We start from the raw sequence: 18,405 nt of genomic DNA, 5'->3' as shown, positions 1-18,405 counted from the left end.
GTTTGAGAACCTTAAAAAAGAGTAAAGCGCACCACACGCTTTACTCTTCTCCGTTCGGGTCTAATGCATTGAATACACTTTTCCCCGCAGACTTCATTTTATACCATGTCCAGTCGAATAATTGATTAATCTCCTCTATTTGACCGGTGACTTGTCCAGCAGAGGCCATATACTTTTCTCCGTTTACAACGGTTACATCCCCATCTATTTTCCCTTTAATAATTAGCTTGCCGTTTTTGACGGTGACATCACCTTTGATCGTCTCACCTTCAGGCACGATCACAGTGTTGTTGTGCACGACCAGATTCGGCTGCTTCGACACGCTGAAGTTATGGTCATTGTGCCAGCTGTTTAACAACCCTCCGCCCATCAAAATGATGAATACCGCAGCAGCCGCGATAACCGGATGGGATCTGAACCATCTTTTCACAGAAGCTCTTTTCTTCTCCTTAGGCAATTTCGCCATGACGTTAGCGGTAAAATCGGCGGGGGCTTCGACATGCGATGTGCTCCGGACGAGCGCGATGGATTTTTCCATCTCATAAAAATGCTTTCTGCATTCCTCGCATGCCTCCAGGTGTTCTTTTAATACTTGTTCATCTTTCGGAAGGATATCTCCATCAAGATGCATATGCATAAGCTGCACAATTTGTTCAGGACAGCTCATTTCATCACCCCACTTAAAGATCCCTTAATTGTTTTCTAAGAGCCTCTCTGCCTCTGTGAATCCGTGTTTTTACCGTTCCCACAGGAATGTTCAGAATCTCGCCGATTTCAATTAATGAGAGTTCATCAATATACTTCAACACGATGACAGTTCTATATTTGTCAGGAAGCTTTAAAATTTTCTGCTGAATCGTGTGTGAAAGCTCCAGCGATACGACTGCATCTTCAGGCAAAACTCCATCTGCGGCGATTTGGGAATACATCGTCAAGCCTTCTGTACCCGCCACTTCTGCATCGAGGTAATAATCCGGCTTCTTTTTGCGAATGCGGTCAATGGTCAAGTTGGTCGCAATTCGATAAAGCCAAGTTGAAAATTTCCGGTTGATATCAAAACTGTCGATATTGACATACGCTCTGATGAAAGCCTCTTGTGCGATATCTTCCGCCTCATGCACATTGCCAAGCATACGGTAGCAAAGCTGATAAATTTTATCCTTGTAAATATCTACGATGTCCGCAAATGCATTTTGATCGCCTTTTTTGACTTGCTTAATTCTCTTTTTAATCATCATTTCCATATTTATCTAACCTCTGCCTTCACCGGTCTGTATGTATACGAGCTTCGTTTCTAAAGGTTTCAATTTTTTTATAAAATAAGTTTAACAAATTTTTGGCAGGGTGTAGATGGCAATTCGTGAATAAACTACCTTAACATATTTTTAAAATTATTACACAGACTGAACAGTTAGAAGTTGGAAGGATTTTTCAAAAAGAAAAAAGACACCTTTTGGTCAAAGGTGTCTGTGACTGGGCTAGCTGGATTCGAACCAACGCATGACGGAGTCAAAGTCCGTTGCCTTACCGCTTGGCTATAGCCCAATAATGGTGGAGGGGGGCAGATTCGAACTGCCGAACCCTGAGGGAGCGGATTTACAGTCCGCCGCGTTTAGCCACTTCGCTACCCCTCCATATTTTTAGGAAAAACAGTGCCGGCAAGAGGACTTGAACCCCCAACCTACTGATTACAAGTCAGTTGCTCTACCAATTGAGCTACACCGGCAAGATGGTGGAGGATGACGGGCTCGAACCGCCGACCCTCTGCTTGTAAGGCAGATGCTCTCCCAGCTGAGCTAATCCTCCAAATGGTGACCCGTACGGGATTCGAACCCGTGTTACCGCCGTGAAAGGGCGGTGTCTTAACCGCTTGACCAACGGGCCGTTTGTGTTCTCGTCGAGCTGACAAAAGTTATTATATACAGGTTCCCCCCCTTTTGTAAAGAGGAAATTTAAATTTTTTATTTTCAAACTTTTTAACCCCTTTTTTAACTGAAAAAGCCTCCCAACATTTATCATTTATCTTAAGATAGATATAGATCGAATCAAGAGAGGAGAAACCAATATGATACTAGTCAGCTCTTGCCTCGGGGGCATTGAATGCAGATACAACGGTTCGCATGCCGCATCAGAGAAAATTCGAAAACTGATTGAAGAAAAACAAGCAGTGATGGCTTGCCCTGAACTTCTCGGCGGCTTCTCCACTCCCCGGGAACCAGCAGAAATCATCGGAGGCACTGGTGAGGATGTTCTTAATGGATGCGCGAAAATCATAACGTCTTCAGGAGAAGATGTAACAGATTTATATATGAAGGGCGCGGCCCAAACATTGGCCTATGCAAAAAAAATTAACGCCTCTGCCGTCATATTGAAAGAAAACAGCCCATCATGCGGTAGCAATTTCATCTATAATGGCTCATTTTCAGGAAAAAAAATCGCTGGAAACGGAGTAACCGCCGCCCTATTAAAACAAGCGGGATACCGTGTAATTTCTGAAAACCAGCTAGACGATATATTGTAAGGAGGCTCATCATGACGCAAGATATCTCTTTATCCTTCTATAAGCCTGAGCATTTACCTGAGCTTTACGCATTTACTTTACATAATGATGGCAAACGCTTTACCGCTCTCCCTAAAGAGGTGCTGACTCAGGCCCTAAGCATACAGGAGCGCTATCCTGTTGTCATCTTAAAAGGTGATCTGCCAATAGGCTTTTTCATTCTACATACGTCAAAAGAAATCATTGCTCCCTATTCCAACAATCCATTTGCTTTATTGCTCAGTTCCTTATCATTAAACTCCGCTCACCACGGACAAGGCTATGCGAAAAAAGCCATGCTTCAGCTACCCTCCTTTGTTAACGGGTATTTCCCATGGTGCGATGAAATCATTTTAGCCGTCAATCACCTAAACACCCGTGCAAAGCAGCTTTATATAAAAACTGGATTTCTTGATAAAGGACGCCGAAAAATCGGGCCGCTCGGCGAACAGCTGATACTTCATTATTTTTTATAACCTCTTTTGAAATAAAGTTTCAAAAATTAAAAATGATAGTTGAAATATCATAACAGAAATGAATATACTGAATATTGAGATATATTTATTTTTTATACAGGGGGCATCCTCATGTCAGAACAATTGAATCTTCACAGCCTTACAACGGAATCACGCAATAGCCAAACAATGGAAATACACAAAGCAAATACCCTCGATATCTTAAAAATGATTAACAATGAAGATATCAAAGTCGCTGCCGCCGTTCAGCATGTCCTCCCCAATATCGAAGCAGCGGTCGAATACGCGTATGAATCCTTTCAAAATGGCGGACGGCTCATTTACGCAGGTGCAGGCACTAGCGGCCGACTCGGTGTGATGGACGCAGTTGAATGTCCTCCGACCTACAGCGTCAGTCCTGATCAAGTAATCGGATTAATGGCCGGCGGTCCCAACGCATTCTTGCAGGCGGCTGAGGGGATTGAAGATCATGAAGAAGCAGGGGCCGGGGATTTACGATCCATCCATCTCACCTCAGCCGATACAGTGATTGCGATTGCAGCAAGCGGCCGTACGCCTTATGCAGCGGGTGCGCTGAAATACGCCCGCAAAATCGGAGCAAACACCATCTCCCTTACCTGTAACAGACACTCCACCATCAGCAAACACGCTGATCACAGCATTGAGGTCGTGGTCGGACCAGAAGTCATTACAGGCTCGACACGTATGAAAGCCGCAACCGCTCATAAAATGATTCTAAACATGATATCCACCGCTGTAATGGTCAAAATCGGCAAGGTCTACGAAAACTTGATGGTGGATGTCAATGTCAGCAACAAAAAATTAAAAGAACGCGCCATCAGCATCATCCAAAGCCTCACAGACGTTTCTTATGAGAAAGCGCAATACACACTTGAACAGGCGAATCTTCATGTCAAAACAGCAATCGTTATGCTCAAAACCAGCACAGATCAAGACAAAGCGAAGACATTGCTTGATGAAGCGAACGGTTTTATAGACAAAGCAATTGAAAACTACCATTCATGATAAGGAGAGACAGTAATGGCGACAGGCGGTTTAGCTATTATTCAATCGATGAAACACAAGCTGCCACAATCAGAGCGTAAACTTGCAGACTACATATTAGCCCATCCCCACAAAGCGATAGAAAGCACAGTCAGCGAAATCAGCGCCTTAGCTAATTCAAGTGACGCTGCCGTCATCAGGCTCTGCAAGTCACTGGGACTAAAAGGATTTCAGGATTTAAAAATGAGGGTAGCGGGTGATCTGGCAAAACCTGCTGTTCAAGGCTACCGGGACATCGCCCCTCATGAATCACTGCCTTCTATCTCTGAAAAAGCAGCAGGCAATGCCATTCAAGCAATTCAAGACACCTCAGATCTCGTGGATTATCAAGAGCTTGAGCGCGCTGTTTCTCTGCTGCTTCAAGCGAACACTGTACATTTCATAGGCCTGGGCGCCTCGGGCATTGTCGCCAAGGACGCCCAGCAAAAATGGCTTAGAATTCATAAACAGGCGACTGCTTTCACGGACACTCATCTCGTGGCATCTTTAATCGCAAATGCAGATAAAAAAGACATTGTATTTGCCATTTCGTTTTCAGGTGAAACACAGGAAATCATCGAGCTGCTTTCGATGGCAAAGAAAAAAGGCGTCACAATCATCAGCCTCACACAATATAGTCAAACTTCCGTCTCCGTATTAGCCGACGTTTCATTATATACAGCCCATTCCAACGAGGCCCTGATTCGAAGCGCAGCGACTTCCTCTCGTCTCGCCCAGCTCTTTATGATTGATGTTTTGTTTTTAAGCATGGCGGCCGAGCAGTATGAAGAAACGGTCAGCTACATTGATAAAACGAGAGAAGCAATCAAATCTATGAGAAAGACATAAGGCATCTTGAAAGGGAGGGGTTTGTATGAGCAAAGAAAAACAATACAATATTCTGGCGGAAAAAATCCTTGAGCTATGCGGGGGGAAATCCAATATTTCTTCCTATACGCATTGCATGACCCGCTTGCGCATTACGCCTTACGATGTCAGCAAAACGGATAGTAAGGCGTTAAGAGAGCTTGATGGCGTCCTTGGAGTCGTCGAAGCTGAAACCCTGCAAATTATTCTCGGCACTGGTGTCGTTAATCATGTCACCGCCGTTTTTTCGAAGCTGGTATCATCAGAAGAAGATTTCAATCTAAAAGAAACCGCCGCCAAAAAGAAAACCGAGATCAATCGCAAAAACGCGACCCCGTTTAAGCTTTTTTTACGAAAAATAGCCAGCATCTTCATACCTCTCATTCCCGCACTCGTCGCTTCAGGCTTAATTACAGGGATTACCAAAGCGGTAACCCAAGCCGGCTGGCTCTCTGCAGAATCACAAACAGCAATTGTATTGACAGTCATCGGATCAGGCCTGTTCACTTATCTCGGTATTCTCGTCGGCATTAACGCGTCAAAAGAATTTGGCGGAACGCCCGCTCTCGGCGCTCTGGCAGGGATTCTGATCATTAACCCGGAAATCGCAAAGATCAGTTTATTCGGAGAACAGCTTCTTCCCGGCAGGGGAGGCCTCATCGGCGTTCTATTCGCAGCTATATTCATTGCTTACACCGAACAATTCGTCCGCCGCTTTATTCCTCAATCACTCGATATTATCGTAACGCCAACAGTTTCACTTTTGATCACTGGAATATTGACGTATGTCGTTTTCATGCCTTTAGGCGGTTTCATTTCAGATGTCATCACATCCGGTCTTCTGTCCATCTTAGACATCGGCGGAATCGCTGCAGGCTTTATTCTGGGCGCGACCTTCCTGCCTCTCGTTGTAACGGGGCTACATCAAGGCCTGACGCCGGTGCACATGGAACTCATCAATTCCATCGGTGATGACCCGCTTCTCCCTATCCTTGCCATGGGAGGCGCGGGACAAGTGGGCGCAGCCTTCGCCATCTTCGTTAAAACAAAGAAAAAAACGCTGAGAAAAGCGATAACAGGAGGTCTTCCTTCAGGACTGCTCGGCATCGGTGAACCGCTTATATTCGGTGTAACGCTGCCGCTTGGCCGTCCGTTTTTGACAGCATGTTTAGGGGCGGGGATCGGCGGAGCTTTTCAAGCTTATTTTCAGGTAGCCACAATTGCACTCGGCGTCTCCGGATTGCCGCTCTCCTTTCTGGTTCTGCCTTCACAAATCATCTTATATATCATTGGTCTCTTTATTTCCTATGCGGCAGGCTTTTTATTGACCTACGCTTTCGGATATAAAGATGAAATGGCTGCCCAGTTCGATTAAATGATGACAATTTAGGGATAGTAACGGCATAGAAACACGGAAAGGAGCAAGCTTGTGAGAACGAAGACATTAGCATTACTCAGCGCTATTTTAACCGTGTCCATTCTGACGCCGAACGAAGCCTTCGCACACACCGCCCTTCATCAAGCAGACAACCAGGTTAAGCCGAAAACAATAAATCCAGAAACTGCACAGTTTTCGTCGAAGAAACTAAGGAAGGTTGATCAGATGATTGAACGGGACATTGCAGCAGGATTCCCCGGCGCCGTTCTAGTCGTCGTGAAGGACGGCCGTATGATCAAAAAAGAAGCATACGGCTACAGTAAAAAATACGACGGGGCTGAACTCTTGCGCCGTCCGGCAAAAATGAAAACCCGCACGATGTTTGACTTGGCATCAAATACAAAAATGTATGCGACCAATTTTGCTTTACAGCGCTTAGTCAGCCAAGGCAAACTCAACGTTTATAAAAAGGTATCCGCTTATTTACCTGATTTCAAGGATCAGCCTACAGATCGCATCAAAGGAAAAGATAACATTCGTGTCATTGATGTCCTGCAGCACCAATCTGGGCTGCCATCCAGTTTCTACTTTTATAACCCAGAAAAAGCCGGCATGTATTATTCGCAGGAGCGGGAGAAAACCATTGAATACTTGATGAAAATCCCGCTGGATTATGAAACAGGAACAAAACACGTATACAGTGACATTGGATACATGCTTCTCGGCTGTATTGTCGAAAAACTCACCGGCAAACCGCTTGATGTCTATACGGAACAAGAGCTCTACAAACCGCTAGGGCTGAAGCATACATTGTACAATCCGCTGCAAAAGGGCTTTACAGCAAAACAGTTTGCAGCCACTGAACGTATGGGCAATACACGAGACGGTGTTATCCATTTTCCTCATATCCGCACAGACACGCTGCAAGGAGAAGTACATGACGAAAAAGCATTCTATTCGATGGAAGGCGTTTCAGGCCACGCCGGACTGTTTTCAAACGCTGATGATATGGCGATTCTGCTTCAAGTCATGTTAAACAAAGGAACGTACCGTAACGTTTCATTATTCAATCAGAAAACAGCTGACCTATTTACGGCGCCATCAGCAACAGATCCGACATTCGGCCTTGGATGGCGGCGAAACGGAAGTAAAAGCATGGAATGGATGTTTGGCCCTTATGCAAGCAAAAATGCGTACGGACATACTGGCTGGACAGGAACGGTTACCATCATTGATCCGGCATACAATTTAGGCATTGCTTTGTTAACAAATAAAAAGCATTCACCAGTCGCTGATCCAGCGGAAAATCCTAACGTGTTTGAGGGTGATCAATTTTCAACAGGCAGGTACGGAAGCGTCATCACCGCGATTTATGAAGCAATGAAATAATTGACGATAGGAGGAAGTTGTAATGAAACCTGTCATTTCGCTGATCCTTTCCACCGTCCTTTTTCTTTCATGTGTTCTCGGCGTCAATCAGACAGCTAAAGCGAAACCCCGCGGCTCAGCTGACGCCAAACAGATCGTTGATCATATGACGTTAGATGAAAAACTTGGCCAGATGCTGATGCCGGATTTCAGAAACTGGCAAAAGGAAGGTGAGTCTTCTCCGAAAGCCTTCACAGAAATGAATGAGGAAGTCGCTGGCCTCATCAAGAAATATCAATTCGGCGGCGTCATACTATTTGCAGAAAATGTAAAAACAACTGAGCAAACGGTACGGCTGACAGACGCATATCAAAAGGCCGGCCCTAAGATTCCGCTCTTACTCAGCATTGATCAAGAAGGCGGGATCGTGACGAGATTAGGGGAGGGCACTCATTTCCCAGGCAATATGGCGCTTGGCGCAACAAGAAGCAGAATCAATGCATATCAGACAGGCAGCATGATTGGAAAAGAGCTTTCTGTCTTAGGCCTCAATGCAGATTTCAGCCCAGTCTTAGATATTAATAATAACCCTGATAATCCTGTGATCGGTGTAAGATCATTCGGTTCTGATCGTGAACTGACAGCACGACTCGGTCTATATTCTATGAAAGGGTTGCAACGGCAACATATCGCCTCTGCTCTTAAGCATTTCCCGGGACATGGCGACACTGACGTTGACAGCCATTATGGACTGCCGCTCGTTTCTCATAGCCAGGAACGGCTTCGTGAGGTTGAACTCTATCCTTTTCAAAAAGCGATTGATGCAGGAGCAGACATGGTGATGACGGCTCATGTTCAATTTCCAGCCTTTGACGACACCACATATAAAAGCAAGCTTGACGGATCAGATATTATGGTTCCCGCTACACTTTCAAAGAAAGTAATGACCGGGCTGCTTCGGGAGGAAATGGGGTTTGGCGGTGTAATCGTCACTGATGCTCTCAATATGAAAGCCATAGCAGATCATTTCGGCCAGGAAGAGGCGGTCGTCATGGCCATAAAGGCCGGTGTTGATATTGCGTTAATGCCTGCCTCAGTTACATCTCTGAAAAATGAACATAAATTTGCAAGCATAATTGACTCCTTAAAAGAAGCTCTCGAGAAAGGAGACATTCCCTTACAGCAAATCAACAAATCGGTGGAAAGAATCATTTCCCTGAAAATAAAACGCGGTATTTACCCCGCTCAGAATGACAGCAGTATAGATAAAAAGGTGAAGAAAGCGCTCAAAACAGTGGGAAGCAAACACCATACGAAGACAGAGCAAAAAATTGCTGAAAAGGCAGTGACAGTATTAAAAAATGATCAGCATACCTTGCCGTTCAAACCCAAAAAAGGCAGCCGAATCTTAATTGCCGCACCTTACGAGGAACAATCAGCATCCATTGAAAAAACCATTCACGATTTAATGCAGAGAAAAAAAATCAATTCTGTTTCTCTTAACAAAATCAACTTTGCAGAAAAGGTATTTAATGCTGAGTATGAAAAACAAGTAAAAGAAGCTGATTATATCATTACAGGCTCTTACGTTGTAAAAAATGACCCTGTCGTCAACGACGGTGTCATCGACGACACGGTAACAGATTCGAACAAATGGGCCACCGCTTTTCCGAGAGCTGTCATGAATGCCGCACTGCAGCACAAAAAGCAATTTGTCTTAATGAGTCTGCGGAATCCTTATGATGCCGCCAATTTCGAAGAAGCCAGAGCCTTGATTGCCGTCTATGGTTTTAAAGGATATGCAAACGGCCGTTATCTTCAGCCGAATATTCCGGCCGGGGTCAAAGCGATCTTCGGACAATCAAAGCCAATGGGCACGCTGCCAGTCGACATTCCATCCGTCACAAAACCAGGAGACATCCTTTATCCATATGGCTATGGAGTAAACATCAAAACGGGAAAACCGCTTTAATAAGGAGGAACATATGAAAAAAACGGTATTGGTTCTACTCGCAGGGCTTATGATGTTCGGAACAATGACGGCTGCCACTGCTACACCTGAATCGGCAAAACAAACAGCAAAAAAACCTAAAGTCCAGACCGGCATTGATATCCTCTTGTCCCAACACAAAAAGCAGCTAAAGGGAAAAAGAGTCGGACTGATTACCAACCCAACAGGTGTGAGTGCTTCCCTTAAAAGCAGCGTAGATATTCTTTACGAAGCCCCCGATATTCAGCTGACAGCTTTATTCGGGCCTGAGCACGGCGTTCGCGGCGACGCTCAGGCAGGAGACGAAGTAGGCTCTTACATTGACGAAAAAACCGGGGTTCCCGTATACAGCCTTTACGGAAAAACGAAAAAACCCACTCCTGATATGCTGAAACATGTCGATGTTCTTATATTTGACATCCAGGACGTCGGGACTCGTTACTATACGTACATTTATACAATGGCCTATGCAATGGAAGCCGCGAAAGAAAACGGAATTCCTTTTATCGTGCTGGACCGTCCGAACCCCCAAGGCGGAAAAAAGGTTGAAGGACCAGTGCTGGAGCCCGAGTACGCATCCTTTGTCGGACTCTATCCCATTCCATTAAAGCACGGGATGACCATTGGAGAATTGGCTTTACTATTCAACAAGGAATTTAATATTGGTGCTGATGTGTCAGTCGTGAAAATGAAGCACTGGAAACGCTCTATGGACTTTGATGAAACCAGACTGCCATTCGTTCTCCCGTCGCCTAACATGCCAACCGCAGAGAGCACATTTGTGTACCCTGCAACAGGGTTAATTGAAGGAACAAATGTATCTGAAGGGCGGGGAACGACTAAACCATTCGAGTTGATCGGAGCTCCCTTTATCAAAAGCACTGAGCTTGCTGAAAAAATGAACAGTCTTGATCTGCCTGGCGTTACATTCAGAGCTGCCTCCTTTACTCCGACGTTCTCTAAACATCAAGGAACACTTTGCCACGGTGTGCAGCTCTTTATTACGGACAGAGAGAAATTTGAAGCTGTTAAAACAGGACTGTCGCTTATTAAAATGATACATGACCTCTATCCTGATGATTTTAAGTTCCTAACGTCTGGCTCATTTGATAAATTGGCTGGCAACGGCTGGATTCGAACGAAAATCGTGAACGGTGCTTCAATTGATGAAATCATTGACACCTATCAAAAACAGCTGAATCAATTCAATAAAACAAGAAAACAATATCTCATTTATTAAGACGTAAGAAGGGTATGTTACACGTGTAACATTCTCTTACCCAACAAAAGCTTGATCATTTTCCCTTGCCCGCTCTTGCGGCAAGGGTTTTTATATACAAAAACAACACGCTTTATATAGGAAAACTTTCATTTATTTGGTACAATCTTATTGAAAATGATTATCAATTAAGCGAGCGTTTCTGAAAAGGTGGTCTTCTCCTTGCAAAACTCAATGATGATTTATCATCCTGTACAAATTGAATATATGAAGAAAACGAGTGATCTCTTCTCAGAACAGCAGTTGGTTGACTCATTCGTGCTGATCTTTCATTTAAAAGGAGATGGACATATTTCTATCGGAACGAGAACCGCGCCTCTCCAAAAAAAGACACTGTATGTTTGTCCGCCTCATGAGACATTCGGTATTACACCAGCAGAAGAGAGAAATATAGATGTTTGTCTGATCAGGCTTCACTGCTATACAGCGGAAACCCAGCAAGATCTCTTAAAACCATGCACTGAAACTGATTTATCCAGTCTAAATCTTGTGAATGTTTCACATATCGAAAACATTTCAGCCCGGCTTCAAGAACTTGCTGAAATATGGACAGATTCATCACAGCTTTCTCAATTGAAATGTGTGATTGAGGTTCAGAGCCTGATTTATGACCTCTTCACAGCCAATGTCTCTGATCAAAGCGATACACAGACAGCGCTCGAAAAAACAAAACAATATATCGAAACTCATGCCGATAGAAAAATTACACTAGGCCAGCTCTCACAAATGGCGGGAATCAGCCCCAAGCATTACAGCGAAACCTTTAAAAAGTGGACAGGTCAGAGCGTAACAGAATTTATCACAAAAACGCGAATCACTCGAGCGAAGCGGCTCATGGCAAGATCCAACTGTAAACTGAAGGAAATCGCCCATCAAACCGGCTATCAAGATGAATTTTATTTCAGCAGAATCTTTAAAAAACACACAGGCTGTTCTCCAACAAGCTATATGAAAAAACGCCGGAAAAAAATAGCAGCCTATGGAAAGGGAACAATGGGGCAGCTCATTCCTCTCCATCATATACCGTTTGCAGCCGCACTCCATCCAAAGTGGACGGCTTACTATTATCAGCATTACTCAGCAGATATTCCAGTTCAGCTCAACGCATACCGGTTTAATGAAAAATGGGAGGAAAACCTGCGTACCTTGTCCCAAGCTAAACCCGATATCATTTTCAGCATGGATTCTGTCTCTTCAGAAGAACAAAAGCACCTGAACAGCATTGCAGAAGTATGTTACCTTCCTTCAGAAGAAAACTGGAGAGCTCACTTTCTGCAAACCGCCTCGTTTTTAAATGAAGAATCGGAAGCTGAAAAGTGGCTCGCAGCCTATGACAAGCAGACAGCTGCCGCTAAAAAGACATTGCTGCACGCTCAAGAGTTTCGCTTTCTCTTTCTTCGTCTGCACAAGCAGAGCTTTTATATGGCACATAATCGCAGCGTCCGCGAAGTCTTCTTTGAAGATTTAGAATTCAAATCGGCTAATCTGGCTGACACGCCTTCAGAACAAGCGATTTCATTAGAAGACATCACAAATTGCCAAGCTGACTGTATCATGCTCTTTCTTTTTAAAGAGCCGGAAACCATTGCCTATTATCAGCAATTAAAACAGTCAGAAATATGGCAAAACCTAAGCGCAGTGCGGAACGGACGTGTGTATCACCTCTCTTCAGACCCATGGAATGAATACTCTGCTTGCGGGCACGAGCGGATTGTTCAGCAAACCATTGCTATGCTATCCGGCGATAGTCCATGATAAATATGGAATTTGTCCATGGCGTTATGTCTGTTCATTCTCTATAATTCCAATTGATAATAGTTATCAATTGAACAGGAGGCACTATAGATGAAAAAGCTATCTCTTACCTTATTAATCTTGCTTCTCGCCCTGACGGCGACAGCTTGCGGCAGCAAGGAAGAATCCTCTGCCAGCAAAGCGAGCGGCACAAAGTCCGAGAAAAAGAAAATCGAGTATTTGGATAAAACGTACGAAGTAAACGTACCAACAGATAAGATTGCCATTACGGGTAGCGTTGAATCCATGGAAGACGCTAAACTGCTTGACGTTCATCCGCAGGGTGCAATCTCATTTTCAGGAAAATTCCCTGAAATGTTTAAGGACATCACTGATAAAGCAACACCTACAGGGGAAAAAATGGAACCAAACATTGAAAAAATTCTTGAGATGCAGCCAGATGTGATCTTGGCATCTACAAAGTTCCCTGAAAAAACCCTGCAAAAAATAAGCACGGCCGGCACGACCATTCCGGTTTCTCACATCTCATCAAACTGGAAGGAAAACATGATGCTGCTTGCCCAGCTGACCGGAAAAGAGAAAAAAGCCAAAAAAATCATTGCCGACTATGAACAGGATCTAAAAGAAACAAAAACGAAAATTGATAAACAAGCAAAAAATTCAAAAGCGCTTGTCATCAGAATCAGACAAGGAAATATTTACATTTATCCTGAACAAGTGTACTTCAACTCAACTCTTTATGGCGACTTAGGCCTTAAAGCGCCGAATGAAGTCAAAGCCGCAAAAGCGCAAGAGCTGATTTCATTAGAAAAACTCAGTGAAATGAACCCTGACCACATTTTCGTCCAATTTTCTGATGATGAAAATGCGGATAAACCTGATGCATTAAAAGATTTAGAGAAAAATCCAATCTGGAAAAGCCTCACAGCAGTCAAAGAAGATCATGTGTACGTCAATTCAGTTGATCCTCTCGCACAAGGCGGTACGGCTTGGAGCAAAGTCCGCTTCCTGAAAGCGGCATCTGAAAAATTAACACAAGACTAAATTAGAGTAGGTTTTTGTATGTATTCAAAACAGTGGACACGTATCATTTTGATTACTTCTCCATTTGCTATTGCATTATCATTGCTGCTTTCCGTCCTCTATGGCGCAAAGCAGCTTAATGCTGATATGGTCTTTGCATCACTTTTTCATTTTGATCCGGGAAACACAGACCATCAAATCATATGGCACTCCCGGATTCCAAGGGCTGCCGGCGCTCTGCTCATTGGGGCAGCCCTTGCTGTATCTGGAGCGCTCATGCAAGGCATCACACGCAATTATTTGGCATCGCCCTCAATTATGGGTGTTTCAGATGGTTCCGCGTTTATCATCACGCTTTGTATGGTTCTGCTTCCGCAATCATCTTCGCTTGAAATGATCATTTACTCTTTTATCGGCTCCGCATTTGGAGCTGCATTGGTATTCGGTCTGGCAACAATGCTGCCTAACGGGTTTACGCCTGTACAGCTAGCCATCATTGGCACTGTCACAAGCATGCTGCTAAATAGTTTAGCAGCTGCCATATCGATCTATTTTCAAATTTCACAGGATTTGAGTTTCTGGTACAGCGCCAGACTTCATCAAATGAGCCCCGAATTTCTGAAGCTAGCCGTTCCATTTTTTCTTGCTGGTATCGTCATAGCTGTCTCTCTCAGCAAAAAGGTGACCGCTGTTTCACTAGGCGACGATATTTCTAAGAGTTTGGGCCAAAAGAAAAAAACGATCAAAATCATGGCAATGCTCTCTGTCATCATTTTAACCGGAAGTGCCGTAGCGCTTGCCGGAAAAATTGCGTTTGTCGGTTTAGTCGTTCCGCATATCACGAGATTTCTCGTCGGCTCGGATTATAACAGACTGATTCCTTGTTCCTGCATCTTGGGCGGAATCTTTTTAACACTGTGCGATCTCGCCAGCAGATTTATCAATTACCCATTTGAAACACCGATTGAGGTTGTGACTTCTATTATCGGCGTTCCTTTCTTCCTTTATTTGATCAAACGAAAAGGAGGAGAGCAAAATGGCTAAAAAATATGCAGTGTTAATCATATTGATTCTCCTTGTCAGCTATTTCAGCATGACCAGCGGATCATTTTCTGTTCGTCCGACAGAGCTGCTCTCCACTCTTTTTCAGATCAATCCCAATCCGCAGTATGAAGTTTTGCTGTTTGACTTAAGACTTCCGCGGATTGTCATGGCAGCCATTATCGGACTCGGACTTGGCATAGCAGGAGCTGTCATTCAGGCCATCACACGAAACGGCCTTGCAGACCCGGGAATATTGGGAATCAATGCCGGAGCAGGGGCAGGCATTGTGGCGTTTATGCTGTTGTTCCAAGGCCAGAAGGAAGTAACCTCAATCGTCGCGGCGATGGGAATGCCGTTTTTCGGCCTGATCGGCGGACTGGCTGCTGCAGTCATGATTTACATATTCGCTTGGAACAGAGGCAATTTAGATTCAGGCAGAATTATTCTGGTAGGAATCGCGATTAATTCGGGCTTCAGCGCCTTGTCTTTGTTTTTATCCTTAAAAATGGACCCGCAAGATTATGAAATGGCCATGGTATGGAAAAACGGAAGCATCTGGTCGGCAAACTGGACATATATCACAGCTGTTCTTCCGTGGATGCTGCTGTTTATTCCTATTCTTTTGGCCAAGTCTCGTTTGCTTGATACCATCCGCTTTGACGAAGACACGGTTAGAAGCCTTGGCATTTCATCAAATAAAGAAAAAACCATTCTGCTCGTCGCCTGTGTCGCCATCATCAGCGCCTGTGTCTCTGTGGCGGGAAGCATGGCATTTGTCGGCTTAATCGCGCCCCATATTTCCCGGAGATTGGCCGGTATCGAACACCGCTATATTTTGCCTTTGAGCGGCTTGATCGGCATGCTGCTTGTATTGAGTGCGGATTTTGCCGGGAAACTGTTTTTTCAGCCGGCAGAAGTGCCAGCCGGCATTATTTTGGCGATACTCGGTGTTCCGTATTTCTTATACCTGCTTTTCAAGCAAAAAAAGGGGGAGAACGTTTGAACGGATCTTTATCAGAGCATAAGGCGGGCGACAGAATGTTCAAGCTGTATCTCCCTCCTTCCTACAGTACGGACAGCAGGGCATTTCCTTCTGTTTACGTACAGGATGGCGGTTCTTTGTTTCAAAATCAACTAGAACTGATAGAAAGCAGGTTCCATCAAAACCGGGTGCCTGAGCTCGTGCTGATCGGTATAGAGCCTAAAAATCGAATTGACGAGTACACTCCTTGGCCCGCCGCATCACTCAGTGATCAGTTTCCAGACTTCGGCGGTAAGGGGTCTGACTATCTATCTGAAATAACAAACCGGCTCATTCCGTTTGTGGAAGAAAATTGGAATGTCTCCAGAAGAGCACAATCCAGAGGTATAATCGGCGCCTCATTAGGCGGCCTCATCTCGATGTTCGCCTTTCTGAGACATCCATCATTATTTGGAAATATAGGATCTCTTTCAAGTTCATACTGGTACGAGAACGCAGCAGAAACCATAGATACTGCCGCTGTAAGGCCCGGTTCAACGCGTATTTATATGTCTGTCGGCAGTGAAGAAGGCGCTGGAAAACAATCGATTCAGCAGACGATGCTGCAAAAAACAAAATATGTATACGAGAGCCTAAAAGAAAAAGGGTTCACTCAAGATCAGCTGTGTCTCGTCATTGAGAAAGGGGCGGTGCACCACCGCAAGTATTTCTGTAAACAATTTATCAATGCCCTTGAATGGCTATACGGAAAAAACCGCTCTATCATATGAGCGGTTTTTTTCATGCCTTCTGCAAGACGGGTTTTAATTCGAATCGGTTCAGCATATAGCCGAACAAAGCAGCCAGGATTTGCTGAAACAGCATGCCAATCACAACCGGAACGGCTACCTGGGACGGAAAGAAAGTGACGGCAAGAACAGCGCCGGCACTGATATTCCTCATGCCACCCGTAAAAATAAGAGAGACAATTTCCTCCTGCCGCCTTTTCATCATTTTTCCGATAAGCCACGCGGCAGCATACCCGGTTAACGCGATACAAAAAACAGTAACAGCAATCCCTAAAAATCGTAAATCAATCGCTTTGAAATAAGGAGCTATCACAGAGCTGTTAATCGCAATCACGGCCATCAGGCACAGCTTTGAAAAGGGAGATAGCGTACTGCTCAACGCTGCGGTTCTTTCTGGAGATGACATCTGATTAAACAGCATGCCCAGGAATGAAGGAATCACCACCATCACAATCAGACCCTTCATCATTCCCCAGACATCCATATGAACCTGGGCACCGGCCAGCACAGAAAGACTCAGCGGAACGATTAACGGCGACAGCACGGTATCAATCAATATGATAGAAAGCGTCAAACCGACATTCCCTTTGTACATTGCAGCCCAAATCAAGCTCGTAATCCCTGTAGGAATGACAACAGCTAATGTCAAACCGGTGATCGTTAATGGATCGCCATGAAATATGAGATGTCCGCTGCCCCAGGCGAAAAGCGGCATAAATATATGAAGAACAAATAATGCAAGAATCATAGGAAGAGGGTGCGCCAAGGCGTGTCTCAAAGATTGAAAGTTCGCACTCAAGCTGCCCGCAAACGTAATAAACGCAAATATCCATGGCACCGCGCTTTCATATCCATTTAAAAACTGAGACAGCAGGACGCCAAGCACAACACTAGTCGGTGTCAAAAGCGGCATGACTTTCCCCAATACACGGTTCAGCTTCTGAAGCATCATATACAAGTCCCCTATTAAAAATTTCTTTCTCTCTATTATATCAATGCAGTTCAACCATATGTTATATAAAAAAGCCCAGATCTCATCAATCTGGACTTTCACACTTTTATGCCATTTGTTTCATAAGGGCTTTACTTGCATTGTTCAGCCCTTTTAACTCAGCTTCAATTCCTTGCTCTTTAAACTTTGCGACAATCTTATCAAGCGCAGCCGCTCCTGAATCATCCCATACGTGAGCATCGGTCAAGTCAATGACAACTCGTTCAATATCCTCATCAAAGATAAACGCATTTGTAAGATCAGTCACTGACGCAAAAAAGATCTGTCCCTTGACTTGATACGTTCTCAGCTTTTGATCTTCTGCATGAGAAACGATTTTCAGCTTCGAGATTTTGGCTACAAAGAAAACGGCACTTAACAGAACACCGACGAATACGCCTTTCGATAAGTCATCCGTCACGACAACCGTAATCACCGTCACAACCATTACAATTGAATCTGTGATCGGCGCTTTTTTCAAGCCTTTTAAAGAAGACCAATCAAATGTGCCGACAGACACCATAACCATAACAGCCACTAACGCAGCCATCGGAATTTTTACAACAACCTGACTCAAAACGGCAATTAAAAACATAAGAAAAGCACCGGCAATAAAGGCTGATAACCGCCCGCGGCCGCCCGCTTTTGTATTAATAACAGATTGTCCGATCATAGCGCAGCCCGCCATACCGCCAAAAAATCCAGTGACGATATTTGCGATTCCCTGTCCGCGGCTCTCTTTATTTTTATCACTGTCTGTATCCGTCATTTCATCAATAATCTGTGCAGTCAGCAAAGACTCAAGCAAACCGACAAACGCCAGAGCAATGGAATAAGGAAAAATGATTTTAAGCGTTTCGAAGGTAAACGGAACATCGGGA

General features: G+C 44.4%; 17 protein-coding genes and 5 tRNA genes (1 of these 22 cut by a window edge). 13 read left to right on the top strand and 9 right to left on the bottom strand.

From position 1 onward, the window contains the following. Positions 1-40: 40 nt before the first annotated feature. The 7 genes from rsiW to HC660_RS01090 all read right to left on the bottom strand — a co-directional run bounded on the left by rsiW (position 41) and on the right by HC660_RS01090 (position 1,884). Positions 41-667 carry an anti-sigma-W factor RsiW gene (rsiW, locus tag HC660_RS01120; protein ID WP_010332814.1) on the bottom strand — a complete coding sequence of 209 codons (627 nt, stop codon included), beginning with the start codon at positions 665-667 and terminating at the stop codon, positions 41-43. 13 nt (positions 668-680) lie between these two features. Next, the gene (sigW, locus tag HC660_RS01115) at positions 681-1,244 is read right to left on the bottom strand and encodes an RNA polymerase sigma factor SigW (protein ID WP_010332813.1); all 564 of its coding nucleotides are present in this window, start codon (positions 1,242-1,244) and stop codon (positions 681-683) included. A gap of 229 nt (positions 1,245-1,473) precedes the next feature. Further along, positions 1,474-1,545: transfer RNA gene (locus HC660_RS01110), tRNA-Gln, on the bottom strand. A 4-nt stretch (positions 1,546-1,549) separates the two neighbouring features. Continuing rightward, positions 1,550-1,634: transfer RNA gene (locus HC660_RS01105), tRNA-Tyr, on the bottom strand. A 19-nt stretch (positions 1,635-1,653) separates the two neighbouring features. Next, a tRNA-Thr gene (locus HC660_RS01100) sits at positions 1,654-1,726 on the bottom strand. A gap of 4 nt (positions 1,727-1,730) precedes the next feature. After that, positions 1,731-1,806 (bottom strand) — tRNA-Val (locus HC660_RS01095). A gap of 3 nt (positions 1,807-1,809) precedes the next feature. Then, positions 1,810-1,884: transfer RNA gene (locus HC660_RS01090), tRNA-Glu, on the bottom strand. Between the two features lie 181 nt (positions 1,885-2,065). On the opposite strand from HC660_RS01090, the gene HC660_RS01085 reads away from it, so the two are divergent. The 13 genes from HC660_RS01085 to HC660_RS01025 all read left to right on the top strand — a co-directional run bounded on the left by HC660_RS01085 (position 2,066) and on the right by HC660_RS01025 (position 16,515). Further along, positions 2,066-2,521, top strand: coding sequence for a 2-thiouracil desulfurase family protein (locus tag HC660_RS01085; protein WP_168746801.1), 456 nt, complete (start codon positions 2,066-2,068; stop codon positions 2,519-2,521). 11 nt (positions 2,522-2,532) lie between these two features. Continuing rightward, the gene (locus HC660_RS01080) at positions 2,533-3,015 is read left to right on the top strand and encodes a GNAT family N-acetyltransferase (protein WP_168746800.1); all 483 of its coding nucleotides are present in this window, start codon (positions 2,533-2,535) and stop codon (positions 3,013-3,015) included. A gap of 111 nt (positions 3,016-3,126) precedes the next feature. Further along, positions 3,127-4,041: an N-acetylmuramic acid 6-phosphate etherase gene (gene murQ, locus HC660_RS01075; protein WP_168746799.1), complete on the top strand. Its 915-nt coding sequence runs from the start codon at positions 3,127-3,129 to the stop codon at positions 4,039-4,041. 15 nt (positions 4,042-4,056) lie between these two features. Then, the gene (locus tag HC660_RS01070; RefSeq protein ID WP_168746798.1) at positions 4,057-4,908 is read left to right on the top strand and encodes a MurR/RpiR family transcriptional regulator; all 852 of its coding nucleotides are present in this window, start codon (positions 4,057-4,059) and stop codon (positions 4,906-4,908) included. A 25-nt stretch (positions 4,909-4,933) separates the two neighbouring features. Then, positions 4,934-6,301 carry a PTS transporter subunit EIIC gene (locus tag HC660_RS01065; protein WP_168746797.1) on the top strand — a complete coding sequence of 456 codons (1,368 nt, stop codon included), beginning with the start codon at positions 4,934-4,936 and terminating at the stop codon, positions 6,299-6,301. Positions 6,302-6,355: 54 nt separating this feature from the next. After that, positions 6,356-7,693: a penicillin binding protein PBP4B gene (gene pbp4b, locus HC660_RS01060; RefSeq protein WP_168746796.1), complete on the top strand. Its 1,338-nt coding sequence runs from the start codon at positions 6,356-6,358 to the stop codon at positions 7,691-7,693. Between the two features lie 22 nt (positions 7,694-7,715). Continuing rightward, the gene (locus HC660_RS01055; protein ID WP_168746795.1) at positions 7,716-9,644 is read left to right on the top strand and encodes a glycoside hydrolase family 3 protein; all 1,929 of its coding nucleotides are present in this window, start codon (positions 7,716-7,718) and stop codon (positions 9,642-9,644) included. A gap of 13 nt (positions 9,645-9,657) precedes the next feature. Beyond that, positions 9,658-10,902: an exo-beta-N-acetylmuramidase NamZ family protein gene (locus tag HC660_RS01050; RefSeq protein ID WP_168746794.1), complete on the top strand. Its 1,245-nt coding sequence runs from the start codon at positions 9,658-9,660 to the stop codon at positions 10,900-10,902. Between the two features lie 201 nt (positions 10,903-11,103). Beyond that, positions 11,104-12,696 carry a bacillibactin transport transcriptional regulator Btr gene (gene btr / locus HC660_RS01045; RefSeq protein ID WP_168749340.1) on the top strand — a complete coding sequence of 531 codons (1,593 nt, stop codon included), beginning with the start codon at positions 11,104-11,106 and terminating at the stop codon, positions 12,694-12,696. A 90-nt stretch (positions 12,697-12,786) separates the two neighbouring features. Further along, positions 12,787-13,740 carry an iron ABC transporter substrate-binding protein FeuA gene (gene feuA, locus HC660_RS01040; RefSeq protein WP_168746793.1) on the top strand — a complete coding sequence of 318 codons (954 nt, stop codon included), beginning with the start codon at positions 12,787-12,789 and terminating at the stop codon, positions 13,738-13,740. Positions 13,741-13,758: 18 nt separating this feature from the next. Continuing rightward, positions 13,759-14,763, top strand: a complete 1,005-nt coding sequence (locus tag HC660_RS01035; protein WP_168746792.1) for a FecCD family ABC transporter permease — start codon at positions 13,759-13,761, stop codon at positions 14,761-14,763. After that, positions 14,756-15,766, top strand: a complete 1,011-nt coding sequence (gene feuC / locus HC660_RS01030; protein ID WP_168746791.1) for an iron ABC transporter permease FeuC — start codon at positions 14,756-14,758, stop codon at positions 15,764-15,766. The genes HC660_RS01035 and feuC overlap by 8 nt, the downstream gene beginning before the upstream one ends. After that, positions 15,763-16,515 carry an alpha/beta hydrolase gene (locus HC660_RS01025; RefSeq protein WP_168746790.1) on the top strand — a complete coding sequence of 251 codons (753 nt, stop codon included), beginning with the start codon at positions 15,763-15,765 and terminating at the stop codon, positions 16,513-16,515. The genes feuC and HC660_RS01025 overlap by 4 nt, the downstream gene beginning before the upstream one ends. A 10-nt stretch (positions 16,516-16,525) precedes the next feature. Here HC660_RS01025 and HC660_RS01020 read toward each other — a convergent pair whose 3' ends face one another. Then, positions 16,526-17,446 carry a bile acid:sodium symporter family protein gene (locus HC660_RS01020; protein ID WP_168749339.1) on the bottom strand — a complete coding sequence of 307 codons (921 nt, stop codon included), beginning with the start codon at positions 17,444-17,446 and terminating at the stop codon, positions 16,526-16,528. Between the two features lie 145 nt (positions 17,447-17,591). Continuing rightward, positions 17,592-18,405 carry the 3' portion of a SulP family inorganic anion transporter gene (locus tag HC660_RS01015; protein WP_010332796.1) on the bottom strand. Its footprint extends 620 nt past the window's final position, so only the last 814 of its 1,434 coding nucleotides appear in the window; its start codon lies off the right edge, out of view; its stop codon occupies positions 17,592-17,594.

The sequence above is a fragment of the Bacillus mojavensis genome, from assembly GCF_012648005.1.
Lineage (GTDB): Bacteria > Bacillota > Bacilli > Bacillales > Bacillaceae > Bacillus > Bacillus mojavensis.
Note: the sequence above shows the minus strand (reverse complement) of the source record. Positions and strands in the feature narration are given on the sequence as shown.